Origin of the sequence: Companilactobacillus ginsenosidimutans, assembly GCF_001050475.1 — a bacterium.
Taxonomy (GTDB): domain Bacteria; phylum Bacillota; class Bacilli; order Lactobacillales; family Lactobacillaceae; genus Companilactobacillus; species Companilactobacillus ginsenosidimutans.
Genome location: NZ_CP012034.1, coordinates 2,114,301 through 2,140,709, shown reverse-complemented (window position 1 = coordinate 2,140,709; position 26,409 = coordinate 2,114,301). Strand labels below are relative to the sequence as shown.

Genomic DNA, 26,409 nt, shown 5'->3' with positions numbered 1-26,409 from the left:
AAATCTGTTCTGAAAGAAGTATACAAGCTTTCTCAGTATTTAACTCTGTTTTAGCTCGGCTATTTATTTTAAAAAAAACATCCCCCAAACTGTTATCAGTTTAGAGGATATTTCAAATCTTAATAATAAATATAGTCTATCTATTTCGCTCTAGTCTTGCCTGTAGTTCGGCAATCTGATTACGAATCTTAACACCAACATCAGTATCGCCAACAGTCTTACGTTTAGCCGACTGCTCAATAACACGTTTAGTAGAAACAACATCAGTCATATCAGCAATAGCTTTGGCACGGGTAGTAAATGGCTCATGCGTAACTAATTGGAATCCAAACGAGTTCGATAACAAAGTGTAACCGCCGATACCAGTGGTCTTATGATAAGGTTTCGACATCCCACCATCAATAACAAAAATCTTGCGATTTGCCATAATAGGATTGTGTCCACGTTTAACCGGAGTGTGTCCGTTAACAATATGACCATCATCAGGATCCAGGCCAAACTCCTTCAATAATTCATCTGCGAACCATTCTTCTTTCCGCAATGAATAATAAGGGTTAGTTAATTCCTTGTGTAAAGCTTTGTCCTCGATAAAGTAACGTTCAAAAGTGGTCATCGCTGCTTTACCAAATAATGGAGACATTTTTCCAGTCCACAAGTACCAAATAACATCATTATCCAAGCTTTCTTCAACAGATGGATTTTGAAATCCCTCCTTCAAAGTTTTTTCAAAAAAGTCGAACAATGATTTACCCGAATAAGTTTCACCATCAACTGTCCACTCTTGCATACTGCCGTCTTCATTGACCGGAACACAACCATGCAGTAACAAGTTACCATTATATTTGAGATACATTGAACCGTTATTCATCATAAATGACATGTGATATTTCAACTTAGGTGAGTCGATAAATTGACGAATTAAATCATCAATCAAATTCTGTTCCTTCTTCGTCAACTTGTATGGATCATCTGGGTCAACTAATTGGAAACAACCATTTGTAATAGGATAAGTCTCACCGTTAATCTCAATACTCTTACGGTCAGGGCTCAATTGGTGAAGTAACATCCTATTTTCCATTTCAAAATCAGGATGACGTTTAATAGTCTGACCCTCAAGCTTAAATTGCATAATCGCCATGGCTTGTTGAACCGTATTGTCATATACAGAATCAGAGTTTTCAATCGGATCACCTGTATCAGAACGCGGTGTAAAGACAGGAAGTGGCGTATAATTTTCGGCAGCAAATTCCTTTAAATCGCTCAAATCAATATCATAGGCATTCGTCAACAATTTCAAATTATTATAACGAGCACTAATTCTAATCAAGTTTGCCATGCAAAGTTTTGATCCAGCAGTACTACCAATCCAGAGAATATCGTGATTTCCCCATTGAAAATCAAGGCTCCCCCAGCGATTCATCAAGTGATCCATGATAAGTTCAGGGTGCGGACCACGATCATAAACATCACCAATAATATGCAAGTGGTCAACCACCAAATGTTGAATCGTGTGGCAAGTAGAAATGACAAAAGAGTCTGCCATATCAAGCTTAATAATGTTATCCATTACTTCGCGATAGTAGCTACGTTTCGTTGAATCATTTTGATCAGCGTAAAGCAATTCCTCAGTAATATAAACAAAATCACTCTTAATAGCCTTTCTAACTTTTGAACGGGTGTATTTAATGGAAGTATATCTGAGCATATCAATAAGTTCATTGAAAACATCGAAATACCACTGATTAAGGTCAGCCTCTTTAGAAAATTGTTGTTTGATCTGACCCAAGATTTCCGATGGATAATAAATTAAGAAAGCCAGCTTCTTTTGTCTGTCTTCAGTCAATTTTCCAGTAAATAATTCCGAAATTTTTTGGCGAGTATTACCTGATCCATTCCTCAAAATATGTGCAAATTCATCATATTCACCGTGGATATCACTGACATAAGCTTCAGTACCCTTTGGTAAATCGAGAATCGCCGAAAGATTAATAATTTCCGATTTGATTTCATTATCGTTTGTGAAATTTTTCTTCATAAATTGAACCTAGACCTTTCCGTTGAGAAATAATGTAAGCGCTGTAAATATTGTACCACGGAGGCTTATACCAGTGGCATGCTAATTTTTTCTTATCACAATATTAATTGTTATAATGATGTTTGGAGGTGTTGATATGGATTATTCACTAGATTCAACTATTACTCTTAATAACGGCGTAAAGATGCCAAGATTGGGCATGGGTGTATGGAAAATTAACAACGCTGGTGCTTCTCAATCTGTTCAATGGGCCATCAAACACGGATACCGTGCAATTGATACTGCCAAACAATACGGCAATGAGGCCGGAGTCGGTCAAGGACTAACAAAAGGTCTAGCTGACAACAACATGAAACGTGAAGATATATTTTTAACAACGAAAATTTTTAATGGTGACCAAGGATACGAATCGACCCTTGAAGCCTTTGAAGATCAATTAAAGAGACTACAAACGGATTACGTAGATTTATTACTAATCCACTGGCCAGTTGATGGCAAATATTTAGATACATGGCGCGCACTCGAAAAAATTTATCATGAAGGAAAAGCGCGAGCCATCGGAGTTTCAAACTTCAATATCACTAGACTAAAAACAATTTTAAAAAATGGATCAGTTAAACCAACAATAAATCAAATGGAATTCCATCCCCTTTGCCAAGAAGAAGATATTAGAAATTATTGTGAACAACGCAACATCCAATTTGAAGCCTGGTCACCACTAGGTGGTGGCAAAGTACTAAACGATGAACGTTTAAAGAAAATTGCTGCTAAGTACAACAAGTCCGTAGCGCAAATAATATTACGCTGGGACTTGCAGCAAAATGTCATCACAATTCCAAAATCCGTCCACGAAGAAAGATTAATTCAAAACACCCAAATTTTTGATTTTGAATTAAGTAATGAAGATGTTCAAGAAATCAATACATACGATAATGAAGCTCGTGATCTCTGGTACAGTGGCTTTTATTGGCACGGAAACCCTACTGGCATGAAGGATTCAGTCAAACAATGGAATGACTAAATAATAGTTTTGAATAAAATTATCTCTAAATATAATTTAGGGATATTTTTTTGTATCTTGGTGATTTATGATTGTATCCGAGGAGGGTCAAGTTTGGGTTTAAGTTTATTTTAAGTTTAAAGGATTACTAATATAGTATAAACCGAGGAGAGAGAGAACTTTATTATGAAGAAAAAGAAAACGTTATTACTATTCGTCTTATTGGCGATGTTTGCAATTATAGGAACAGCTTGTTCATCAAGTAGTTCATCTTCAGATTCAAAGGATTCCAGTTCTTTTAAGAAAACTGATACAAATGATCCAAAAGCAGACCCATCATTATCAAAGGTAACCAAAGAGGTTAAGTCAGAATTCAAACAATTATCATACAAAGATAAGAAAACTGGCGTAACACTCCGTTACAATTTATACGTCCCAAAAAATTATGATAAAAACAAATCATATCCAATGATGACTTTTATTCCTGACGATTCAGTCACAGGACAAAGCACAATCAAGGGTGTTACTCAAGGATATGGTGGTAGCATCTGGGCAACAAAAGCAGAACAAAAGAAACACGCAAGTTTCGTCTTAATTCCAGTCTTTGATTCATCAACAGTTTCAGGTGGAATGGGAGAATATGGTTCCGCAGTAGTTAAGAAAAACGTTCAAACATATTTAGATCTATTAAATAAAATTGAAGGTCAATACAGTATCAACAAAGACAGATTATATGGTACCGGACAATCAATGGGTGGTATGACAATGTTCTACCTCAACTCACATTATCCAAAACTATTTGCCGCAACACTTTACACATCATCACAATGGGAAGTATCACAACTAGAAAAACTCAAGAATCAGAAATTCTTCTACTTTGCCGGTGGTGGCGATTCAAATGCATCTAAAGGACAAAAAGATTTGAAGAAAATGTTGAAGAAAGATGGCAAATCCTACTCTTCAACAACACTAGATGCCAAAATTTCAGCAAAGGCTAAGAATACAGCAGCTAACAAGCTGATTGATAAGAACAATAATGCCAACTTCATTACTTGGAAAACTGGAACTGTCCTCGACGATTCTGGTCAAGGTATGGAACACATGGCTTCATTCGATTACGGTTACACAGTACCCGCAGTGCGTGACTGGGTTTACAACCAGTCTAAGTAGTTTGGTAGTACGTTCACTTCCGTCTGGAGGTTCCGTACTGCGGGGGCGGAACGCCATGGGTTGAAAAGTAGCCACAGTGCGGTCTACTTTTACAACCTTTCACTAAACCTCGGCTTATGGCCGACCTAAGTGAAATCTCACGGCTGGCTCCCCGCAGTACTCCACCTCCAGACTAGTTAACGGTAGTATTTTGTTTCAATAAATTAAAACTACTTTCATAGGTATCCTCTTCTTAAACGGAGAGGATACCTTTTTTGTTTAAAATAACAACACAAAAAAACGACTAAACCATTGAATATGAATTAGTCGTGTTGTATTTAAAATTTATTAAATCAAAAGATAGAGAAACTTAAAGTGAACAACCTTTCAACCACCAAATCGAAAAGTTTGAGAAACACTAGTCCGCAGGTCAGCTTCTTGGGGGCCCAAGCCGTGAATTTATTGTTGACGAGCCAAAGGGCTCGTTTACAATAAGCTTGCTTCGGGATACCGCTCTTCGGATTCCGAACAAGCCACAGCGTCCACGGCCCCCAAGAACCTGACCGGAGGGCGGCAGTGAACCTCTAATCTTTCCGCAAGCTCTTAGGATTCAATACCATATTTAGAATAATTGCTGAGAAACTTCCCACAACCAAACCATTATTAAGAATAGTTTGTAACGTTGATGGAAGGAAATGCAATAAATGAGGTTGAACCGTAACACCAAGACCCAGTCCAATAGCAACAGCCATAATCAATAAGTTGCTATTAGTCATTTCAACTTTCGAAAGCATCTTGATACCTTGGGCACCAACCATCCCAAACATGATTAGCATTGCTCCACCTAAAACTGAGTTAGGAATTAACGTGGCAATTGCACCAACCTTGGGAATTAAACCTAGTAAAATAAGCAAGAATGCTGAGAAATATACTGGCTTATTTTTCTTGATTCCTGACAATTGAACGATGGCAACATTTTGTGAGAATGTTGAATATGGGAATGTATTAAAAATACCACCAAGAATAGCAGCAATACCTTCTGAGGCATATCCTCTTTGCATATCATTTTTACTCAAGTCACGTTTAGTAACTTCAGCTAATGCGTAATAAACACCAGTCGATTCGATCATACAGGTTAATGCTGCTAATAGCATGATGACGATTGATGACCATTCGAATTTTGGCGTAGCAAAATAAAATGGAATTGGAACTTGGAACCAGTGAGCTGAATTTACACTGGCGAAACCAATTTGTCCCATGAAGAAGGCAATTACATAACCAGCTACAATTCCGATTAATACTGCAATTTGTTGGATAAATCCACGTCCCCAAATAGTGAAGACGATAATTATTAAGGCAGTAACGAATCCAAGAATTAAATCTTGAGGACTACCAAAATTTTTAGCAGTGGCATCCCCGCCACCGATATTTTGAAAAGCAACTGGAATCAAAGTGAATCCAATTAATGTAATCAATGAACCAGTAACTACTGGTGGGAAAAATCTTTGTAGATTGGCAAACAATTTAGCAATCAACAATATGAAAATCCCGGCAGCGATAATTGCACCATACATGTAGGCAACACCAAAGTGATGTCCAACATTTTGTAACGGCGTTACATACTCGACGGCAGAGCCTAAAACGACCGGCAAACCAATACCTGTCAAAGGTGTCCGCTTAATTTGAAGCAGTGTAGCAACCCCACACATAAAAATATCGACAGAGATTAAATATGTCATCTGTGTAGGTGTAAAGCCTAATGCTGTACCTATTAAAATTGGAACTAAAATATCCCCCGAATACATGGCTAATAAATGTTGCAAACCTAATACAAGGTTTTTGAAGAAGCCACCTTCATTTTTATCCATTTTTAAATCCATGATTGCCCCCTACTTATTCAAGAAATTATATCATCAATTTCGGAAAATATAAAAGTCGATATCCATAAATATAGTTATAGCTATGCTAGAATTAAAGTATCTTACTTAGGAGGGTTCCAATTATAATGAATAAAAATCATTTAGAGGACGCCTGTACTTCTATCCTTGTTGGTAAAAATGCCAGTATCGATGGTTCTACAATGATTGCTAGAAACGACGATACTTTCGATCCAATCAATCCTCAAAATTTTGTTATGCATCCAGCTGTTGAAGGCGAAACTGGACGTAAAGTTAAATCTTATTTGAACAAATTTGAGTGTGAATTACCTGCTGATAATTACAAATGGCCTGCAGTTCCTAATGTTGATTACAAAACACTTGGATATTACGACGAGAGTGGTATCAATGGTGCCAATGTTGCTATGTCAGCTACTGAAAGTACTTATGGTAACGAACGTGCACTTGCTTATGATCCACTAGTAAAAGATGGTATGGATGAGGATGTTATTGTCCGTATGGTCTTACCATTCGTGGACTCAGCTAAAGGCGCAGTTCAACGCACTGCCGGATTGATTCAACAATTTGGCTCACCAGCTGGAAACTCACTTTTGTTCAGTGATAAAGACGATATTTGGTATATGGAAATCGTTACTGGTCATCACTGGGTTGCCCAACGTATTCCTGATGATAGTTATGCTGTTGCTGCCAACCGTGTTTCAATTCAACAAGTTGACTTCAATGATCCAGATCAATTCATGTGGTCAGATGGAATCCAAGAGTTCGTTGAAAAATATCATTTGAATACTGACAAAACTGGTTTTGATTTCAGACATATTTTTGGAACAACAAACTTGAAAGATCGTCACTACAACACATCACGTGTTTGGTATGGTCACAAATACTTCAATCCAGAAATTGAAGAAGATCCAGAAGACGGTGATTTACCATTCATCATGAAAACTGATCACAAAATCAATGTTGAAGATATCGAATATGTTTTGGGTTCTCACTACAATGAGACACCATATGATCCATATAGTCCTGATGCATCTGATGCAGATAAGTATCGTTATCGTCCAATTGGTTTGAACCGTACTCAAAACTCACATGTGCTTCAAATCAGAAACGATGTTCCTGAAGAAGTTGCTGCAATCATGTGGCTATGTGTTGGATTCCCTAGTTTCACACCTTATGTTCCTTTCTATACAAATATGGATGAAACTCCTGAATCATATCGTGAAGTTGCTCCAAAATTTGAATTTAAGGATGCATATTGGATGTACAATGCCTTATCAATGCTTGTTGAATCACATTATTCTGAATTCATTCAAGCTGACACTGATTATCTTACTGAATGCAAACAAGATTTCCGTACTGCAATCGCTGAAACAGATGAACTTGCTAAAGACTATACAGGCAATGAACTTACAGCATTCTTAACTGAACGCAATAAGAAAGTTGTTACTCATATGGAAGAAAAAGCTCATCAACTATTTGGTGATTTGTACACACAAGGTGTTAGATTATCAAAACTTACTTTTGACATGGATAAAAACCTTTAGAACGAAAAAAGCTGAGAAATTTTCTCAGCTTTTTTTTGTATCCAATTAATCTACGTCTATTTCCAATTCTTCATCATCTACAATTTCCATAGATTGACTCGCATCAACATGTCGTACCGAATAAAGCATGTACATCATTAAACCTATTATTAACCATCCGGCGTAATTCAAATATGCACTTAGGGGTAAATTGAATAGAAGGAACGCACAGACAATCATTGATAAAATTGGAATGGTGTAACCAAAGGGAACCTTAAATGGTCTTGTTAAATTCGGATGCTGTTTGCGAAGCAAAATAACCATTAATGAAATAAGGAAGAATACACATAGCGAACCAACGTTGGCAAAGGTTGCTAAGTTTTTTATATCTAAAAGTCCGGCACAAATTGCTGCAATCAAGCCAATCAACCACAATGATTTGTTGGGACTACCTGTTTTTTTATTGAGAATCGACAATTTCTTAGGAAGGAATCCACCACGACTCATGGACATCATAATATTGGCAGAAGCATATATGAACGCTAGAACCACCGCAATGATACCCAAAATTGCTCCGGCGGAGATTACTTGTGCCGCTACGTTATGACCTTTCTGAAGGAGGACAAAGGACATTGCTTCTGGAACATTGAGTCGATCGTATTTAATGATACCCGTCATTACTAAACTAACCACGACATACATTAATGTTGAAACAACCAGGGAGATAATGATAGCACGTGGTAGGTTTTTCTGGACGTTTTTTACTTCTTCCGCCGATGTCGCTAAAGCATCAAACCCAAGGAAGGCAAAAAATACAGTTGATGCACCTGCAAAGACTCCCGAAATACCAAATGGCAGAAATGGTTTCCAGTTACCTCGGTTGACGTCGGAGAATCCTACGATAACAAATAGTAGAATAATAGCAATTTTTACAACTACCAAGAAGTTATTAAGTCGTTTACTTTCACTTGTACCTTTTGTAAGAACAAATGTTACTAGAAAAATCATTAACACAGCAGGTAAATTGATAATACCTCCATTAAATGGAGACGTTATTAATGCTCTTGGAATATCTATTCCAAATTCTGAGAAAAACGAATGGACATATCCCGACCAACCATTCGCAACAGTTGCAGTAGTAGTAATATAAACGCCTAGCAAAGTCCATCCGGCAAAGAACGCCACCGTTTGGCCGATTGAAGCCCATGCATAAACGTAAGCACTCCCAGAATTAGGAATACTAGTTGTTAATTCTGAGTAACATAAACCAATTAGACCACTTGCAAGAGCGGCAATCAGAAACGAGTAAACCACTCCGGGACCTGAATCAGTTGCGGCAACTATACCCGTTAGTACCAAAATACCAGTACCAATAATTGCCCCAATACCTAAAATTGATAGGTCAAACAATCCTAAAGTTTTCTTCCGATCACCCTTATTAGCATTAGCTAATAATACGTCTATATCTATTTTCCTATTCATGACATTGCATGATTAGCGTTAGCAGGAAATGCGTCATAATTCATATTGAGACTTTCCGCTACAGCCTTTTCCGTAAGTTTTCCGTCAAATGTATTAATACCAGTAAGTATTGTATTATTTTTAGCAGCTTCTGCTAAACCTTTGTTAGCAATTTGAATTGCATAAGGAATCGTTGCACTTGAAAGTGCTTCAGTAGCAGTCTTGGGAACTGCGCCAGGAATATTTGCAACTGTATAATGAAGAACATCGTGTGACACAAAGACAGGATCATCATGAGTTGTAGCTTTGGTACTTGTTTCGAAAATTCCACCTTGATCGATTGGAATATCAACGACAACCGAACCAGGTTCCATGCTTGAAATCATTTCTTCTGTAACTAGTTTTGGAGCAACGGCACCAGGAATTAATACAGCACCAATTACTAAGTCTGATTTCTTAACACACTCAGCAATGTTGTGGTTATTAGAAATCAATGTTTGAACTTTTCCATCAAAAATATTTTCTACTTCAGCCAATCTTTGCGCATTGATATCAAGAATTGTAACGTTAGCTCCCAATCCAACAGCTATTTTAGCTGCATTAAATCCAACAGTCCCAGCACCAATAACTGTTACTTCACCACGTTTAACACCGGGAACACCAGCTAGAAGTAGGCCTTTGCCACCATTAACTTGTTCTAAGAAATGAGCTCCAACTTGAACTGACATACGTCCAGCAATTTCACTCATTGGGACTAGTAATGGAAGTCCACCACGAGGGCCAACCATTGTCTCGTATCCAATTCCGGTTGTTTTACTCTTCAATAATGCTTCAGTTAACTGTTTGTCAGCAGCCAAGTGTAAGTATGTATATATAATTAAGTCTTCTCTAAAATATTTATATTCTGATTCCAGCGGTTCTTTAACTTTAATAACCATGTCGCAAGCCCAAGCATCTTCGGCAGTTCCAATAATTGCACCCATTGCTTGATATTGTGAATCATTATAACCGGAGCCAAGACCAGCGTCAGTCTCAATTATTACTTTGTGACCGGCATTGACCATATTTGTGACACCTGCTGGTGTAATACCAACACGTTCCTCGTGATTCTTAATTTCTCTAGGTATACCAATTTTCATGATGATGCCTCCTTAAAATTTTGAAATCGCTTTCATGTCGCAAATGCAGTATTGCAAGATTTTGTAAATTTCACAATATAAATTTTTATTATATTATTAGACCAGCTTTAATAATTAACGTTATATCAGTATTTTTGTATGCAAATCAGCAAATTTTTATAGCAACAACATATTACGAACTTCACAATCTTTGTATATGACCGGTTATCATTGCAAGAATACATATACCAATCTATTTTTTTATTAATTTTCTCCCTATTCTAGTGATGAAAATGTATAATAGGCGTAATAGTTTTTTTATTCGGAGGGGCGTCTCATGCAAGACAATAAAGATATCAAGAAGACCTTGAACAAAGGGTTCTTACTAGCACTATCCGCTTCAATTACCTGGGGTGTTTCTGGAGCAGTACAACAACTAGTTGCAAAGAATGGTGCCATTCCTGCAATGTGGTTTGTTGGAACTCGTACAACCGTAGCAGGAATTATCCTATTAGTAGCTGCAGCTTTCGTTGTACCTCGTAAAGAGTTTTTCTCAGTATTCAAAAACTGGAAGGAACTACTTACCCTACTAGCATTTGCAATATTTGGTCTATGGATGAATATGTACACATTCTTCTATGCAATAAAACTTGGAAATAGTTCAACAGCAACAATTCTGCAGTACTTATCACCACTTTTCATCATGGTAGGATCAGTTCTTTTCTTCCATAAAAAGATATTACGTATCGATATCATTTCATTCATTCTCGCCTTAGTCGGTGTTGTATTGTTGATAACACACGGTGATTTTAGTCATCTCTCAATCCCAATGTCCGCACTATTTTGGGGTATCGGTAGTGGTGTTACCGCCGCTTTATATATCGTTATTCCACAACAAATAATTTCTAAACACAACGGGTTATTGGTAACCGGCTGGGGAATGTTATTTGCCGGTATTTTTTCAAACTTTTTCCACCCCATTTGGCAAAATGTACCAAAACTTAATACTCAAGGCTGGTTAGGTGTTGCAGCAGTTATCTTGCTAAGTAACGTTATCGCCTTTCTTCTTATGGTATTCAGTACTAAATATGCCACAGCAGCAACCATCAGTATCACTGATGCTGTGCAACCTTTCACAACTTTGATTTTAAGCATACTTTTCCTTTCCTATGCTGCTAATTTTATCGAAATTATTGGTGGTATTATTGTAGTAGTAGCAGTTTACTTGCTAAGTCGATATGACACGAATACAAAGTAACTGAAGGAGAAAATATACTTAATATGAAAATATTTGCTTACGGAATTCGCGAAGATGAAAAAACATCACTAGAAAACTGGGAACAAGCAAATCCAAATGTTGAAGTTGGATACACTGATAAAACTTTGACACCTGAAACAGCTGATTTAGCTAATGGTGCCAGCGGTGTAGTCACACTTCAAACAACACCATATGATCGTGAATCACTTGAAAAATTAAATAACTTAGGCATCAAAAATATTTCTATCAGAAACGTCGGATATGATAATTTCGACTTCAATGATCTTAAAGATTTCGATATGAAATTGTCCAATGTTCCAGTATACTCACCAAACGCGATTGCCGAACATGCTGTATTAATGGTCGGTCGTTTACTCAGACGCATTCCAGAAGTCGATAAAAAATTCGACAACGGTGACTTCACTTGGGCACCAACAATTGGAAAAGAATATCGTGAACAAACAGTTGGTGTAATCGGAACCGGACACATTGGCCGAGTCGCCATTCAAATGTTACAAGGATTTGGCGCGAAAGTAATTGCGTATGATGTTTATCATAATGACAGCATTGAGAAACAAGGATTATACGTTGATACTCTCGATGAACTCTATGCACAATCAGATGTAATCACATTACACGTACCATTAACTTCTGATAATGCATATATGATCGACGACAACGCAATTGCCAAAATGAAAGACGGAGTTTACTTAATCAACTGTGCCCGTGGTGAGTTAATCAGTAACGATGCCTTAATTCGAGGCTTGGACAGTGGCAAAATAGCCGGTGCAGGACTTGATGTTTTGGATCACGAAAACAACGTTTTTGGTAAAAATTGGGGTAGCATTGAAAAGCTTCCAGATCCAATCATTAAAAACATTGCCGAACGTGAAAATGTTATTCTGACTCCACACAACGCATTTTATACTGAAACCGCCGTACGTAATATGATTGAAGTATCCTTTGATTCAAATAAAGATTTGATTGAAGGAAAGATTCCAGATACATTAGTTTTCTCTAAAAAATAAAATTTAATAGTAATTAAATCGCATAGATCTTTTGTGATTGTTTTCATTTTTAGATTATTATTATACAAATTTACTAATAGAAATTTGAATAACGAGGTCAGCCTGCTTAATAGCTAGCTGGTCTTTTTTATTTGCTTTATCAATTTTATTATCATAAGCTTATCTTGCTTTTAAATAATATTGGGAGGTTTTGATTATGGTCGAAAAGTATATTGCTTCAATCGTTCCACTAAACGCAGATAAAATCGGTACAAAAGCTCACGGCTCCGCTTCATTTACTGTGGACGGAAATAATCTTGATATTAAAATTGAAATGAATGATACACCTAAAAACACCCAGCACTGGGAACACTTCCACGGTTTTCCGGATGGGAAAGATGCAAAAATTGCCACAATCGCTCAAGATACTAACGAAGACGGCTTCGTTGATCTACCAGAAACCGAACCAGTCTCTGGCACAACAATGGTTCCTTTTAATGATGCACCAGAAGAGATGAACATCCCCAATGATGGATATCCTGTATCTGATGATAACGGTCATTTTGAATACGAACGTGTCGTTCCATTAGACATTTTAGAAAAGAAATTTAAAGAAGCATTCGATGACACCGAACTGAATTTAGATAAACGAGTAATATACATTCACGGTGTACCAGATAGTTTAGAATTACCAAATACAATCGGCGGATCCGTCGGAGATTACGACGCTCACGTCACATTACCAATTGCTGTTGGTAAAATCGAAAAAGTAAATTAACATAATAAAATAGATAGCCAGTCATTAAATTGACTGGCTACTTTTTGATTTCTATTTATTTTACATCGTTCAGTGTGGAACTAACCTATGTATCCAACAAACATCATATAAACAATATTAGTGGTCACAAGAAAAAAAGTTTGAGTAGAACTAGCCTGGAGGTGGAGTACGACGGGCGAGCCAGCCGTCTTCATTGGTTGTTCGTTGGCGTAGCCAACACCAAAGCTGTTGCGCACGAGCTGTTGCTCGTACGTTCACTTTGTTCTTATTCGGCCATAAAGCCGGCCTTACAACAAGGCAATCCATAAGACCGCACTTTGGCTTATGGATTCGCCCATGGCGTTCCGCCGCCCGTCGTACGGAACCTCCAGGCGGCAGCCAACTCCCCAAAAAAATAGGATGAACAAATTACTGTCCATCCCATCTAATTAATTACATTGTCGCAAATTTTTCTTTAATAGTATCAGCGGAGTTTTTCAATTTTGCTTCTTCATCAGGAGGCAATTCGATCTGGTTAACATACTCGATACCGTTTTTCCCGACAACTGCCGGTTGACCAATATAAGTATCGTACTTCTCATTATAAGAAGAAACTGGACATTCAAGTTGAGCGTCAGAGATTACTGATTGTGCCAACTTAACTGCGCAAGTTGCAATTCCAAAACTAGTATAACCTTTTCCAGAAAAGACTGCCCAGCCTCCCATTCTGATTTCTTCTTCCAAAGCATCGTAGTCAAAATCTTTTCCGTTTGCTTTAGCATATTCCATCAATGGGTGTCCATTAACCTTAACTGTTGACCAAGCTACAAATTGTGATGCGCCATGTTCGCCCATTACGTAACCAGTAACATTTTTATAATTGGTATCAAATTGTTCGGCAACGACCCTTTGCATACGTGCCGTATCCAAAAATGTTCCGGTTGCCATGCATTGAGCTGTTGTGAAACCAGCTTCCCTTTGCAAATAGTGAGCAATTGCATCGCAAGGATTCATTGTGTCGACCAAGACACCGTTGAATCCCGAATCAGCAATTTTGGGTGCGATATTCTTAACGATTTCACGTGTATATTCAAATTCTGCCCAACGATTTCCGTCGTGATGTTGAAGTGAAGCAACGTTTCCAGCAGTTACGAACAAGACGTCAGCATCTGATAATTCAGAATAATCCTGTACTTTAATTTTAGTAGTCGTATCTAATCTCGCTTGGCAATCTTCCAAATCGAGTTGCTCTGCGACTGCTTTTTTCTCATTTGAATCAATTAATACTAATTCGTCAGCAATTCCTTTGGTTACCAAAGTATATGCGACTGTTACGCCTACGTGTCCGACACCGATTATTCCAAATTTTCTCATTAGTCTTCCCTCATTTCGATTATTCTACTGTTTGTACCCATCCTTCTGGAGCTTCAACTGTACCGAATTGGATACCTGTTAATGTGTCATACAATTTCTTTGTGACAGGTCCAACTTCTGTTTCACTATAAAATGTGTGAAGGTTACCGTCGTGTTCCAAACCGCCGATTGGTGAAATAACAGCAGCGGTACCACATGCCCCAGCTTCAGCAAATTGATCAAGGTCATGAACATCAATTTTTTCTTCAGATACACCAAGACCTAAGTTGTGTTCTGCCAAATATAGTAGAGAGTACTTTGTGATACTTGGTAAAATTGAAGGTGACTTTGGAGTCTTGAATACGTTATCTTTTGTGATTCCGAAGAAGTTAGCTGATCCAACTTCTTCAATATAACGGTGTTCAACTGGGTCTAAGTAAACACAGTCAGCATATCCGTTGTCATGTGCTTTTTCACCAGGTAACAAACTGGCAGCGTAATTACCACCAACTTTAGCTTGACCAGTACCCTTATGAGCAGCACGGTCATATTGTGATGTTGTAAAGTTGACTGGTGTTAAACCACCCTTGAAGTAGTTACCAACTGGCATTGCGAAAATTGTGAAAATATATTCTGGTGCTGCGTGGACGCCAATTACGCCACCAGTACCGATAATCAATGGTCTGAGATACATTGTTGCACCATTTCCATATGGAGGAACAAAGTCTGCGTTTGCTTTAACAACTTCCTTGACTGCATCCACAAATTTATCTTCTGGGAATACAGGCATCAATAGTCTTTCACAAGAATTTCTAAGTCTGGCAGCATTTCTGTCAGGTCTGAATAATTGAATATGATTGTCAGGTGTACGGTATGCTTTCATACCTTCGAAAGCTGCTTGACCATAATGAAGAACTGGTGATGCTTCACTGATATGTAAAGTTGCGTCTTCAGTCAATCCAGCGTCTTGCCATTTACCATCTTTCCAATGGGCTGTAAAACGATAAGGTAAGTCCATATATTCAAATCCAAGATTATTCCAATCTAATTTTGATGCATCTGCTTTTGCCATGTGATTATCTCCTCTTACACTATATATTTTCACTCATTCTAAAAAACAAAAAAAAGACGGCCACGTTGAATAATCAACTTGGCCATCTTTATTAGTTACCTTCTCGAGCCTCTAAGCATCGATTCCCGAAAGTTCCAACAAAGTCCAAGTTGTTCTGCAAAATAATCACGACAATAATAATTAATGAAATTAAACTGAGCATTGTTGTTACCTCCTTGAAATTTTTAACTTAAATTAGAGAATAATTAGAATTAAGTTGATTTCATCATATGACCAGGTCTTTAGATTGTCAACATTTTTTTAATATTTATATCATTTAAGTTTGAACTAAGAGCATGTTACTGCACATTGAAGCTATTAAAATAAAAAAGTTAATTTATTTTTTGATCCAAAATGTACTACTTTATTCAAAATTAAACTAGATTAAATTTATGAGGATTCTCCTGCAAAACACTTGACATTTTATAATTAAAATTTAATAATTCTGGCAACTTATTAGGAGGCGTATATTATGAAATATACAGTACTAGGTGCAGGAGCAATGGGCCTGCGATACGGTGTTTTACTACAAGAAGCAGGATTCGACGTTGATTTCGTTGAAATTTGGGATCCACAAATTAACAAGATTCGTGAACAAAACGGAGTCTTCGTATCACGTGATCATGAGAACAAACATCTAGTGCCCGTCAACATATATACTCCCGAAGAATACAAAGGAAACCCCGATGTTTGGATCGTATTCACTAAACAAATGCAACTTGAAGATGCTTTGAAACGCACTGCTCACGCATTTAATGATAACCAATATGTTGTTTCACCTATGAATGGAATGGGACATATCGATAAGCTTAATCAATACTTTGATAAATCTAAAGTTATCGGTGCCACGGCTTTGATTGGTACCGTTTTGAATGGACCTGGAGATGTTGATTTCATTGGTGCTGCCGGTGCTGGAAGTATGCATATGGCAAATGAAACTGAAAAACCAGATGATGTAACTAATCAAATTGTCGAAGAGTTTACCAAAGCGAATCTAAACCCCACTTTGACAACAAATTTCTTAGGAACACTTATGGCAAAGGTTATTTTCAACTCTGTTGTTAACACTCTTTGTACAATGTTTGAAATCCAAATGGGTGAATTCATTCAATCACCTGTTGCTGAAAAACTAGGCCGCCAATTGATCAACGAAGCCTTTGATGTCTGCGAGCGAGCAAATATTACCTTGCTCAATACACGTGAAGAAGAGTGGCAAACTGTCAAATTCGTAAGTAGCACAACAAACCCTCTACACTACCCTTCCATGTATCAAGATATGTCAAAAGGTCGTAATACAGAAGTGGATTATATCAACGGTTACATCTATGAACTCGGTCTAAAATATCATTACGAAGCAACAACTCACGATTATTTGAGGAATCTCGTTCATTTGGCAGAATTCTCACGTGATTTTGATCCAGCAACGCTTACTAAAGAAACAGCCGATGCATAATATTTAGTTCAATCCATTTATAAATCCTTCAAAAATAAGACATACCGTCATTAGTCAGCGGTATGCCTTTTTGCGTTCTCATTAATTTCACTTACAATTGGGGAAAAATGCGTTAAACTTAAAATAATTAAATTATTAGAAAACATTAATTTATCTAATGTTTTTAAAAATCGAAAGAGGGATTGACATGAAGATTTACCTATACGGAATTAGAGAAGACGAAAAAGGTTACCTCAAGGAATGGGATAAAGCTCATCCAGATGTCGAAATTGACTATACTCACGAAATTTTTACACCAGAGACTGCTGAATTAGCTGAGGGGTCCGATGGTGTAGTTATGGTTCAGACTCAACCATATCAACGTGCAGCTTTGAAGAAATTACAAGACTTTGGTATCAGTAAAATATCAGTTCGTAACGTCGGCTTGGATGGATTTAATTTTCAAGATTTGCGTGACTTCGGACTCTCTTTAACATACGTACCAGTATATTCACCAAACGCAATTGCTGAACACACAACTAGTTTAATTTTGCGTTTGCTTCGTCGAGTACCTGAATTTGATAAAAAATTTGCCAATGCTGACTTCAGATGGTTCCCAACCATTGGTGAAGAAATTAACGGTAAAACAGTTGGTATCATTGGGACTGGTCATATCGGTTCAGTTGTCGGACGGATCATGATGGCCATGGGCGCAAAAGTAATTGCTTACGATATCGCCCCTAATCCAGCTCTAGAAAACTTGGGAATATACAAGGAAACCCTAGATGAAGTCTTGGAACAATCAGATATCATTACTATTCACACTCCTCTAGCTAAAAAAGATATTCATATGATCGATAAAGATGCCTTCGACAAAATGAAGGATGGGGCTATCTTTATTAATGCAGCTCGTGGTGGCTTAGTTGATACAGATGCCTTAATTGCTGCTCTTGATAGTGGCAAACTTGGTGGTGCCGGATTAGATGTTTTAGAAAGTGAAAATGATGTCTTCCAAAAGAAATTTGATAGCATCGCGGACGTGAAGGATCCTCAATTCCAAGCTTTAATTAATCGTGATAATGTAATCATCACACCACATACAGCCTTTTATACGACAACTGCCGTTCACAATATGATTTTTGATTCATTGAACGACAATTTGAAGATGCTCCAAGGTAAAGCACCAAAATATCCTGTTGATATTACTGAATAATAAAAAAATTCATCAAGGTTGTTGACAAACATTTTTTTCAGAAGTATATTATTCCACAATCAATTAAAACTTATTTAACTTTATTAGACGTTGAAGAGAAGAGTAGAATTTTTAAGTAGTTTTCTAGCGACCGTCAGATAGTGCAAGGACGGAACGAACAAAAATTTGAACATGAGCTCGGAGTCTTACCTAGGTGAAAGCCAAAGGTACGCAAGGATGCGATATCATCCCGGACATGTTAGTGTCGTTGAGGTATTTTGTACAAGCAAAATACGAATTAGGGTGGTATCACGGGAAATCGTCCCTACAAGCAGAGAAAATCTGTATTGTAGGGACGATTTTTTTTACAGTAAATAAGCAATTTAATAAATTTCAGGAGGAATTAACATGACAATTACAAAACAAAAGATTGGATTTCAACACGTAGGTAGCTTTTTAAGACCAGCAGCTTTGAAAGAAGCAAGAAATGATTTTGAAAACAATAATATTTCACACGATCAACTTCGTGCAGTCGAAGATGAAGCCATCACAAAACTTGTTGAACAACAAAAAGAAGTTGGCCTAGATTTCGCTACTGACGGTGAATTCCGTCGTTCATATTGGCATCTTGATTTCTTCTGGGGATTCGAAGGCGTTAGACATACTCATATCGGCGAAGGTTACGATTTCGCACACGGCCGTTCAAGAGATGACACTGCAATCTTAACTGACAAAATTAGTTTTAATCCAGAAACTCACCCATTCATTAAAGATTTCAAATTTTTCAAATCAGTTACTGATGACATTGGCGGAATTCTTCCAAAACAAACTATTCCAGCACCCGCTCAACTTTATCGAGAATTAACACGTGGTGAAAACTTGGATGCATTAAATAAAATTTATCCCGATAAACAAGATTTTTATAATGACGTCGAAAAAGCTTACCATGATGCAATCTTAGCTTTCTACAACGAGGGTGCTAGATATATTCAACTTGACGATTGTTCATGGGGCCGCCTGCTTGATAAAAAGTTCTTAGCATCTGATGAGGGTAAAAAATTGGTTGCTGAAAATGTCCAAGATATTTATCTCGAACTAAACAACGGTGCTATTAAAGATCTTCCCGACGATTTAACAATTTATACTCACGTTTGTCGTGGTAACTTCCATTCAGACTACTTATTCTCAGGTGGTTATGACAATGTGGCTGACAACTTATTCGGTAAAGAAAACGTTGATACGTATTTCTTGGAATATGATTCAGATCGAGCTGGAAGCTTTGCTCCACTTGCAAAAGTTTCTGGGGACAAGCGTGTTGTACTGGGCTTAATTACTTCAAAACAAGGTGAATTGGAAGACAGAAATGTCATTATCGACCGTATCAAAGAGGCCAGCCAATACCTTCCACTCGATCGCCTGTGGTTATCAACTCAATGTGGATTTGCATCAACTGAAGAAGGTAACAAAATTACCGAAGAACAACAATGGCAAAAATTAGAACTAGTTAAATCAATTCAAAAAGAAGTTTGGGGATAACTTAGGAGGAATTAATTATGACTTTAACAAAACAAAAAATTGGATTTCAACATGTAGGAAGTTTTCTAAGACCAAAAGGGTTAAAACTGGCTCGTCAACAATATGAAGCTGGAAAATTCTCAATTGACGATTTGCGTGAAATTGAAGATGAAGCCATCAAAGATTTGATCATCAAGGAAAAAGAAGCTGGATTGGATTATGTAACAGATGGCGAGTTTCGTCGTTCATATTGGCACCTCGACTTTTTCTGGGGATTCGAAGGTGTAGAACACATTCATTATGGTGAAGGCTATCACTTTGCCCACGAGGAAACTCGTGACGACACTGCCCGCCTTTCTGGAAAAATCAGTTTTAATCCTATTACTCACCCATTTATTCAAGATTTTGATTTTGTTAAGTCAGTCACTGATGACATCGGGGGCGTTCAACCAAAACAAACTATTCCTGCCCCTTCACAACTTTATATTGAATTGATCCGTGGTGAAAATGCCGATAAGATCAAAGAATTTTATCCAAATGAACAAGATTTATTTGATGACATTGAACAAGCTTATCATGATGCAATTATTGCATTTTACGATGAAGGTGCACGTGTAATTCAACTCGACGACTGTTCATGGGGACTATTCCTCGATGAAAACTTTCTTTCAACTTCTGATGGAAAAGCATATGCAGATTCTGGCATTCAAGATATCCTCCTAAACCTAAATAATGGAGCACTTAAAGATTTGCCAGACGACTTGACCATCAATACTCACGTCTGCCGTGGGAATTATCACTCTGATTTTGCTTTCTCCGGTGGTTACGGACCAGTTGCTGACACACTGTTTGCTAAAGAAAATGTTGATACATATTTCTTGGAATACGATTCAAACCGTTCTGGTGGTTTTGAACCTTTGGCAAAAGTTTCTGGAGATAAAAATGTAGTTTTAGGATTGCTTACTACTAAATCCGGTAAACTTGAAAATCGGCAAGATATCATTGATAGAATTAACGAAGCAAGTCAATATCTACCGCTAGACCGTCTTTGGTTATCAACTCAATGTGGTTTTGCATCAACCGAAGAAGGAAACGTTCTGACTGAAGAACAACAATGGGATAAACTAAAACTGGTTAAATCCGTTATTGATGAAGTTTGGGGTTAAAAAAGATTGAAAACGTTTTCACAATGTGCTATAAAGGACATAGGGACAGAATATATTATCTATGTTTGGAGGCGTCAATTATGTGGAACGTAGTAGCAGATATTTTTAACGGAATTGTTGACTATACATTAAAGTTTGACTGGGGGTTCCACGACGACGAAGACAAAAAGTAACTTACAATTCCGTAAGACAAATGTAAGCAGAACAAATTTCGATTTAAACTAAAAAGCTTTAGTATTTTTTTCAGGAGGAAGTTATCAAATGAAAAATCTACTAAAGTTTTTATTTATTTCTATATTAATTGTTGGGGGCTCCTACGTTGGCGCATGTCTCTACACTAAAGATCGAACTGACCAGTTCTCACAAGCATTAGGCCAATACAACTTTTTAGTTAAACGAGATTCTTGGTATGTCAAAATTGACAACAGCAAGGGTGCTGATGAAGATGGCTATGGCAATTATGAGTATGATTTGAAGAGTTATGACTCTGAGGGTGAGCCTCACCAGGTGAAGTTTACTGGGATGGGAAAGCTGAAGCAAGGACACTACTTGAAGTTGGATACTAAGGGTGCATATGTTTATTCATATGAAGAGGCATTCAAAAATAACATGCCGCGTGCGGCATACGATAAACTGGCAGCTGAATAAGTTGCTTGCTTGATATCTGGTGGATAGAGGTGAATTGCCGTCTGGAGGTGGAGTACGACGGGCGGCGGAACGCCATGGGTTGAAAAAAAGCCGAAGTGCGGTCTTTTTTTACAACCTTTCACTAAACCTCGGCTTATGGCCGAGCTAAGTGAAATATCACGGCTGGCTCGCCCGTCGTACTCCACCTCCAGACTAAATCCAGCTCTATTCAGATATTTAAGCAGAATTTATTAATTCGACAACTATCGATTCCTTCTTGGAATCGATTTTTTATTATTTGGTATTTCCGATTAATCACGTATTTCCCCATGAGCATATTTTTTAAATCAATCTCAATCTAATTCACAATTCGCTTATTAAAAAAAAACGCCTTCCGGCGTTTAATGTTTTTATCTCTGTAGTCCTGGCAATTGCCATACTCCATTTATTCTGAGAACGTCATCCATGATGGCGTTCTTTTCTGGTGTCTTTACTTTATGAAGGATTGACTTGTCATCTACTGCTGCTACTTGTGTTAATGCTGGTTGTTTTGCTTTTGTTGTGGCTGAATTTTGTACGATTCCTTCAGCCATGTTGAATAATAGGAATGCTCTTCTCATGTGACTTGAACTTGTTATTAGTGTGGCACTTGTTGCTTTTTTCGTGTTCAAATCTCTGATTGAGAATAACGCATTTTCGACTGTATTAGTTGATAAGTCTTCTTTGACGATTCTGTTCTTATTGATTCCTTTTTTAACTAACCATTTTTTCATTGCAGATGCTTCTGTGACCCCGTCCTGAGGTACTCCTCCTGAAACCATGATCTTTGATTTAGGATATTTTTTGGCTGCTTTCAATATTAAATTCAATCTGTCTAACATTGTTTTTTCCATTTTACCGTTCTTGCCTAGTGCATATCCCAGCACTACAAAATAATGATTGCTGTCTTTTGGTAAATCACTAGCAACTTTAGTATTTATATCCAATTTATCAATATCATCAGCTTGTTGAATTGCATTTGTAAATGTTTCTGTTTTTGTTGGGTTTTGAGTTTGAAGCTGGGTGATATTAGTATTGTAAGTTTCATCGTCCCCTGATGCGTGGGCAAAAGCTGCCAACTTCAAGCGAGCGTTATAATTTGTAGGTTTCTCATTTAAAATATTTTTCCAAATATCATTAGCCTTAGAATTTTTATCTTCCATTCTGTAAGTCGAAGCCAAATCCATTTGTAAATTTGTATCTTGAGGATCAATCTTGATAGCTTGTTTGAACAAGTGCTCCATAATTCCGAAGTTACTCTTAATCGTAACGCCCTTAAAGATTTTCTTTTCGTTCTTCTTAAGCTGTCCACCATTCCAATAATAATAAATAGCAGTATCCTTCAACTCAGACAAACGCTGCTTAGTAGGCATAGTAGATTGAACGTTTTGCTCAACCTTCTCAGCCTGCTTTTGAGTAGTAACAGCAGCTTGAACCGGTGCTGGCACGATGAAGCTTAATATTATTGCTGAAAAAAGAATTTTCTTAGAAATTGTCATAATAATTCCCCCAATTATTTTATTTCCAAAATCAAATTAACAGATTGTGCAAGCGGTAACAATCTTTAAAGCTGAACTTTAATTAAACTTAATTTTAGATGGGGTTGGTGGGATAGAGGTGAACTGCCGTCTGAAGGTTCCGTACGACGGGCGGCGGAACGCCATGGGTTGAAAAAAAGCCAAAGTGCGGTCTTTTTTTACAACCTTTCACTAAATCTCGGCTTATGGCCGAGCCGAGTGAAATCTCACGGCTGGCTCGCCCGTCGTACTCCACCTTCAGACTAAATTCAGCACTATTTGAATTTTGAATAAATGTATATATACACATATATTGATTTGTATTTACTGTGTAGAAGAAAACATCAATATGAGTTGAGCACAAATAACTTTTGATCAATTTTTAATTATCAACGATGATAGAGATACCTCTTACTTAAAAATGAGGTCATCCCGCGTATAGCAGTGAAACTCCGGGCCCACCAAAAAAATTTATTGTTTGCATCAAACCTAGTTCGCAGGGTAGTTTCGCCGGGGGCTCAGCCGTGGAATTTTCGTTAGCTTGCCATGGGGCAAGGTTAGGAAAAATGCGAGTTTTGACAACCTTGATTGTTCGTTGGCATAGCCAACTTTATAACTGTTGCGCATGAGCTTCAGCTCATACGTTCCATTAAATCGCATCACAGCGTTCCAGCCCCCGCCGAAACTACCCGGAGGACGGAAGTGAACCAACCACCAATCAAAAAAAACTGCAAAAAAAAAGCATAACCGATTAAGAATAATCAATCATGCAAATAATAAATTATTTAGCTGCTTTTTCGTCGCGACTCTTTAAAAACTCGATAACTTTTTGTGTGTCTGAAAGACGTGCTTCAGAGTTCTTAGCATTTACGGGACGGCGGTGACCTGTGTAGCCTTTATGTGTATTTTGTGACATCTAAAATCCCTCCTCCCTTTCTTTTAATTTCTTAATATCAACCATACCATTATAAATGGATAGGAAGAATTATTCAACAACTATTTTACTTGCTTATTGTACCAAATCATTTTTCAATGTCTTGATTTTCTTCTAATCCTTTAACAACACTTAATTTTCCAGGTGTTATTTTGAATAACTTGTTTTTATTGTAAAACAAATTATTGGGCTTTTACTAGTTTAATTTCTCTGATGTTTGGAATGACAATCGAAGTTTCGTCGAAAGTCACCCGCCCTTTTTCAGAATCGATTTTTTCAAAAGTCCCTTTGACATGTTCGTAATAACCTGAATATTCATTGAAGTAATTAACATCCACTACGGTTTCAGTATGGGCTTGTAAATATTTTATTTGACGGTTAATTTTTTGTTCTTGAGTTTCATCTGAATATTTTTTCTTTGAGTACATTTCCGTCTTGTTTTTGATCAAATCATTAAATCCTTCAAGGGCACCAAATGGAGCAAATTGGAAGGCTCTATCACGTTGATTCATTGGCAAATGTCGTTTAGATGGTTGATATGGTAAATCCATAATATCTGCGTACGATGAAGTGTCATTGAATATCTTTTTCTCGATTAATTTCTTCTCATCCATTATGCGTGATGACCTCCAATCTGGTTGTTCCGCTCTTTAGTGGTCGAACCTTCTTCCAAATCGGAAGCCTTTAAAATGACATTGCGATTACCGAATCGTTTTTGTAAATCCAAAATAGTCTCCTGAATCTTGTGATCGCGGGCACGTTTTTCTTCGGCAACTTTATCTTTTACTATTTCTTCTTCAGGATTTCCAAATAAATTAGTTTGAGTAAATTTAGGCGCGTGTTTAACCTTGTTTTCATCAACCAAATGATTTGCAGTTACGGTCACACGGCGGATAAGCATCTTGTTATCGACGATATTTTCATACATTGAAATAAATATGTGCCGCAATTCAGTTTGAGAAGATGTTGGAACTGTTAGCTTAGTGGCTGTGTGAGCAGGCTTTGGCGTTTTTCTTCCATACCAGTCTTCCACCAACTTGCCACTAAAACTTGTATTTACCTGCAGACTAGTTATGTCATAATCGATTATCAAACCAATTCGATTGGATAAAACTTTTTTCTGAACTAAATCTAGCGCTAGAGTGTCACTCATTCCTCTCACAATTTTCAAACCGTCATCATAAGAAGTTGGCTTCATCAATACTTGACTGGAATACAATCCATGATCATCTGAACGATACTTCTTAATGTCCTCAAGTGTTGCCGTCTCGTGACCCCAGGCGTGATCGATTAACAATTCAGCATTTTTACCGAATTCGTGATACAAAATCTCTTCATTATATTCATCTGATAAACTTCCTAACGAACATCGTGCAATATCACCCATCGTGTTCAAGCCTAGCTTCTCTAACCTTGCAGCATAGCCTCTTCCAACTCGCCAAAAATCCGTTAATGGTTGATGTGCCCACAATAATTTGCGGTATTGTTGCTCATTCATTTGAGCGATTCTTACCCCATCTGTATCAGCGGGAATATGCTTTGCCACGATATCCATCGCAACTTTTGCTAAAAACAAATTTGTGCCAATTCCTGCTGTGGCTGTAATACCGGTCTCAGATTGAATTTGTTGAATAATAGTTTTCGCCAATGTATGTGGTGTGACATCATGTTGTTTTAAGTAGTCAGTTACGTCCATCAACACTTCATCAATGGAATAAACGTGAATATTCTTGGCCTCGATAAATCGCAAATAAATTCCGTAAATCTCGGTACTCTTATGCATGTAAAAATTCATTCTTGGTTTAACTACTTTGTATCCGATTCTCAGTGATTGTGAGTTTAATAAATGCTGACGGTTAATTGAAGAATATTTTGTCAAATGAGTGGATACTTTATCAGCTCGTTCACGGTTTAATTTTCTAACGATTTGTTCAACTTGAAAAAGCCTAGGACGGCCTGGTATACCAAATTGCTTCAACGCTGGAGACACTGCCAGACAGATAGTTTTGTCAGTTCTGGAATTATCCGCCACGACTAAATTTGCGTTCAGAGGGTCCAAATCATGGTCAATACATTCAACGGATGCGTAAAAAGATTTTAGATCAATTGCCATGTACGTTCTTTTGTTCTCAATCATCCGTGGACCCTCCCATCATTAACGTCAAAAAAGGTGCAATCAGCTGCGCCCGTATATTTAAGAACTTATGTTCGATAAAAATATTATACCATGCAGACAAATTATTTTGTCTCCAAAAGTTTCAATTTTTACCAAATTTACCCGTACATTTTCACAAAGTTTCTGCTATATTGGAAACAG

The 26,409-nt window shown here is 37.4% G+C and carries 21 protein-coding genes; 11 read left to right on the top strand and 10 right to left on the bottom strand.

From position 1 onward, the window contains the following. Nucleotides 1-136: 136 nt before the first annotated feature. Nucleotides 137-2,035: a fructose-bisphosphatase class III gene (locus ABM34_RS10685; RefSeq protein WP_048705646.1), complete on the bottom strand. Its 1,899-nt coding sequence runs from the start codon at nt 2,033-2,035 to the stop codon at nt 137-139. Nucleotides 2,036-2,171: 136 nt separating this feature from the next. Here ABM34_RS10685 and ABM34_RS10680 point away from each other — a divergent pair, with 136 nt between their 5' ends. Together ABM34_RS10680 and ABM34_RS10675 are read left to right on the top strand one after the other, a co-directional pair. Beyond that, the gene (locus tag ABM34_RS10680; RefSeq protein ID WP_048705645.1) at nt 2,172-3,056 is read left to right on the top strand and encodes an aldo/keto reductase; all 885 of its coding nucleotides are present in this window, start codon (nt 2,172-2,174) and stop codon (nt 3,054-3,056) included. Nucleotides 3,057-3,221: 165 nt separating this feature from the next. Then, a complete protein-coding gene (locus ABM34_RS10675) occupies nt 3,222-4,205 on the top strand; it encodes a carboxylesterase family protein (RefSeq protein WP_048705644.1) in 984 nt (327 codons plus the stop codon). 563 nt (nt 4,206-4,768) lie between these two features. Here ABM34_RS10675 and ABM34_RS10670 read toward each other — a convergent pair. After that, a complete protein-coding gene (locus tag ABM34_RS10670; protein ID WP_048705642.1) occupies nt 4,769-6,064 on the bottom strand; it encodes a nucleobase:cation symporter-2 family protein in 1,296 nt (431 codons plus the stop codon). 125 nt (nt 6,065-6,189) lie between these two features. Here ABM34_RS10670 and ABM34_RS10665 point away from each other — a divergent pair, with 125 nt between their 5' ends. Next, the gene (locus tag ABM34_RS10665; RefSeq protein WP_048705641.1) at nt 6,190-7,626 is read left to right on the top strand and encodes a C69 family dipeptidase; all 1,437 of its coding nucleotides are present in this window, start codon (nt 6,190-6,192) and stop codon (nt 7,624-7,626) included. A gap of 45 nt (nt 7,627-7,671) precedes the next feature. Here ABM34_RS10665 and ABM34_RS10660 read toward each other — a convergent pair whose 3' ends face one another. Both ABM34_RS10660 and ald read right to left on the bottom strand, forming a co-directional pair. Then, entirely contained in the window at nt 7,672-9,087 is a 1,416-nt protein-coding gene (locus tag ABM34_RS10660) for an APC family permease (RefSeq protein ID WP_048705639.1), read from the bottom strand. Continuing rightward, a complete protein-coding gene (ald, locus tag ABM34_RS10655; RefSeq protein ID WP_048705638.1) occupies nt 9,084-10,205 on the bottom strand; it encodes an alanine dehydrogenase in 1,122 nt (373 codons plus the stop codon). Before ald ends, ABM34_RS10660 begins: the two co-directional genes overlap by 4 nt. Before the next feature lie 316 nt (nt 10,206-10,521). Between ald and ABM34_RS10650 the strand changes: the two genes are divergently transcribed. The 3 genes from ABM34_RS10650 (at nt 10,522) to ABM34_RS10640 (ending at nt 13,227) form a co-directional block, all read left to right on the top strand. Next, nucleotides 10,522-11,442, top strand: a complete 921-nt coding sequence (locus ABM34_RS10650; RefSeq protein WP_048705636.1) for a DMT family transporter — start codon at nt 10,522-10,524, stop codon at nt 11,440-11,442. Between the two features lie 23 nt (nt 11,443-11,465). Then, the gene (locus ABM34_RS10645; protein ID WP_048705635.1) at nt 11,466-12,470 is read left to right on the top strand and encodes a D-2-hydroxyacid dehydrogenase; all 1,005 of its coding nucleotides are present in this window, start codon (nt 11,466-11,468) and stop codon (nt 12,468-12,470) included. A 196-nt stretch (nt 12,471-12,666) separates the two neighbouring features. After that, nucleotides 12,667-13,227, top strand: a complete 561-nt coding sequence (locus ABM34_RS10640; RefSeq protein WP_048705634.1) for a hypothetical protein — start codon at nt 12,667-12,669, stop codon at nt 13,225-13,227. Between the two features lie 432 nt (nt 13,228-13,659). Here the strand turns inward: ABM34_RS10640 and ABM34_RS10635 are convergent, their stop codons facing one another. Next, a complete protein-coding gene (locus ABM34_RS10635; RefSeq protein WP_048705632.1) occupies nt 13,660-14,580 on the bottom strand; it encodes an L-lactate dehydrogenase in 921 nt (306 codons plus the stop codon). A gap of 19 nt (nt 14,581-14,599) precedes the next feature. Next, on the bottom strand, nt 14,600-15,631 hold the full coding sequence (locus tag ABM34_RS10630; RefSeq protein WP_048705631.1) for a branched-chain amino acid aminotransferase: 1,032 nt from the start codon (nt 15,629-15,631) through the stop codon (nt 14,600-14,602). 511 nt (nt 15,632-16,142) lie between these two features. Between ABM34_RS10630 and ABM34_RS10625 the strand changes: the two genes are divergently transcribed. From ABM34_RS10625 to ABM34_RS10600, 5 genes are all read left to right on the top strand, one after another. Next, complete coding sequence (locus tag ABM34_RS10625; protein ID WP_048705629.1) at nt 16,143-17,123, top strand: ketopantoate reductase family protein; 981 nt, start codon at nt 16,143-16,145, stop codon at nt 17,121-17,123. A 187-nt stretch (nt 17,124-17,310) separates the two neighbouring features. Beyond that, the gene (locus tag ABM34_RS10620) at nt 17,311-18,315 is read left to right on the top strand and encodes a D-2-hydroxyacid dehydrogenase (RefSeq protein WP_048705627.1); all 1,005 of its coding nucleotides are present in this window, start codon (nt 17,311-17,313) and stop codon (nt 18,313-18,315) included. 387 nt (nt 18,316-18,702) lie between these two features. Further along, nucleotides 18,703-19,830 carry a 5-methyltetrahydropteroyltriglutamate--homocysteine S-methyltransferase gene (locus ABM34_RS10610; RefSeq protein WP_048705623.1) on the top strand — a complete coding sequence of 376 codons (1,128 nt, stop codon included), beginning with the start codon at nt 18,703-18,705 and terminating at the stop codon, nt 19,828-19,830. A gap of 17 nt (nt 19,831-19,847) precedes the next feature. After that, a complete protein-coding gene (locus ABM34_RS10605; RefSeq protein ID WP_048705621.1) occupies nt 19,848-20,975 on the top strand; it encodes a 5-methyltetrahydropteroyltriglutamate--homocysteine S-methyltransferase in 1,128 nt (375 codons plus the stop codon). 261 nt (nt 20,976-21,236) lie between these two features. Beyond that, nucleotides 21,237-21,623 (top strand): YxeA family protein, encoded by a 387-nt coding sequence (locus tag ABM34_RS10600; protein WP_048705620.1) that lies wholly within the window; start codon nt 21,237-21,239, stop codon nt 21,621-21,623. A 389-nt stretch (nt 21,624-22,012) separates the two neighbouring features. On the opposite strand, the gene ABM34_RS10595 is transcribed toward ABM34_RS10600, so the two are convergent. From ABM34_RS10595 to ABM34_RS10585, 4 genes are all read right to left on the bottom strand, one after another. Beyond that, complete coding sequence (locus ABM34_RS10595; protein WP_083988311.1) at nt 22,013-23,140, bottom strand: YdcF family protein; 1,128 nt, start codon at nt 23,138-23,140, stop codon at nt 22,013-22,015. A gap of 799 nt (nt 23,141-23,939) precedes the next feature. Further along, complete coding sequence (locus ABM34_RS13495) at nt 23,940-24,074, bottom strand: hypothetical protein (RefSeq protein ID WP_257719935.1); 135 nt, start codon at nt 24,072-24,074, stop codon at nt 23,940-23,942. A 200-nt stretch (nt 24,075-24,274) separates the two neighbouring features. Then, a complete protein-coding gene (locus ABM34_RS10590; RefSeq protein ID WP_048705617.1) occupies nt 24,275-24,706 on the bottom strand; it encodes a hypothetical protein in 432 nt (143 codons plus the stop codon). Beyond that, complete coding sequence (locus ABM34_RS10585; RefSeq protein WP_048705615.1) at nt 24,706-26,229, bottom strand: Y-family DNA polymerase; 1,524 nt, start codon at nt 26,227-26,229, stop codon at nt 24,706-24,708. The genes ABM34_RS10590 and ABM34_RS10585 overlap by 1 nt, the downstream gene beginning before the upstream one ends. Between the last annotated feature and the right edge of the window lie 180 nt (nt 26,230-26,409).

Bases quoted from the DNA above. Each gene is read 5' to 3' on its own strand.
- ABM34_RS10685 (WP_048705646.1), bottom strand. From the start codon at position 2,035: ATGAAGAAAAATTTCACAAACGATAATGAAATCAAATCGGAAATTATT.
- ABM34_RS10680 (WP_048705645.1), top strand. From the start codon at position 2,172: ATGGATTATTCACTAGATTCAACTATTACTCTTAATAACGGCGTAAAG.
- ABM34_RS10675 (WP_048705644.1), top strand. From the start codon at position 3,222: ATGAAGAAAAAGAAAACGTTATTACTATTCGTCTTATTGGCGATGTTT.
- ABM34_RS10670 (WP_048705642.1), bottom strand. From the start codon at position 6,064: ATGGATTTAAAAATGGATAAAAATGAAGGTGGCTTCTTCAAAAACCTT.
- ABM34_RS10665 (WP_048705641.1), top strand. From the start codon at position 6,190: ATGAATAAAAATCATTTAGAGGACGCCTGTACTTCTATCCTTGTTGGT.
- ABM34_RS10660 (WP_048705639.1), bottom strand. From the start codon at position 9,087: ATGAATAGGAAAATAGATATAGACGTATTATTAGCTAATGCTAATAAG.
- ald (WP_048705638.1), bottom strand. From the start codon at position 10,205: ATGAAAATTGGTATACCTAGAGAAATTAAGAATCACGAGGAACGTGTT.
- ABM34_RS10650 (WP_048705636.1), top strand. From the start codon at position 10,522: ATGCAAGACAATAAAGATATCAAGAAGACCTTGAACAAAGGGTTCTTA.
- ABM34_RS10645 (WP_048705635.1), top strand. From the start codon at position 11,466: ATGAAAATATTTGCTTACGGAATTCGCGAAGATGAAAAAACATCACTA.
- ABM34_RS10640 (WP_048705634.1), top strand. From the start codon at position 12,667: ATGGTCGAAAAGTATATTGCTTCAATCGTTCCACTAAACGCAGATAAA.
- ABM34_RS10635 (WP_048705632.1), bottom strand. From the start codon at position 14,580: ATGAGAAAATTTGGAATAATCGGTGTCGGACACGTAGGCGTAACAGTC.
- ABM34_RS10630 (WP_048705631.1), bottom strand. From the start codon at position 15,631: ATGGCAAAAGCAGATGCATCAAAATTAGATTGGAATAATCTTGGATTT.
- ABM34_RS10625 (WP_048705629.1), top strand. From the start codon at position 16,143: ATGAAATATACAGTACTAGGTGCAGGAGCAATGGGCCTGCGATACGGT.
- ABM34_RS10620 (WP_048705627.1), top strand. From the start codon at position 17,311: ATGAAGATTTACCTATACGGAATTAGAGAAGACGAAAAAGGTTACCTC.
- ABM34_RS10610 (WP_048705623.1), top strand. From the start codon at position 18,703: ATGACAATTACAAAACAAAAGATTGGATTTCAACACGTAGGTAGCTTT.
- ABM34_RS10605 (WP_048705621.1), top strand. From the start codon at position 19,848: ATGACTTTAACAAAACAAAAAATTGGATTTCAACATGTAGGAAGTTTT.
- ABM34_RS10600 (WP_048705620.1), top strand. From the start codon at position 21,237: ATGAAAAATCTACTAAAGTTTTTATTTATTTCTATATTAATTGTTGGG.
- ABM34_RS10595 (WP_083988311.1), bottom strand. From the start codon at position 23,140: ATGACAATTTCTAAGAAAATTCTTTTTTCAGCAATAATATTAAGCTTC.
- ABM34_RS13495 (WP_257719935.1), bottom strand. From the start codon at position 24,074: ATGTCACAAAATACACATAAAGGCTACACAGGTCACCGCCGTCCCGTA.
- ABM34_RS10590 (WP_048705617.1), bottom strand. From the start codon at position 24,706: ATGGATGAGAAGAAATTAATCGAGAAAAAGATATTCAATGACACTTCA.
- ABM34_RS10585 (WP_048705615.1), bottom strand. From the start codon at position 26,229: ATGATTGAGAACAAAAGAACGTACATGGCAATTGATCTAAAATCTTTT.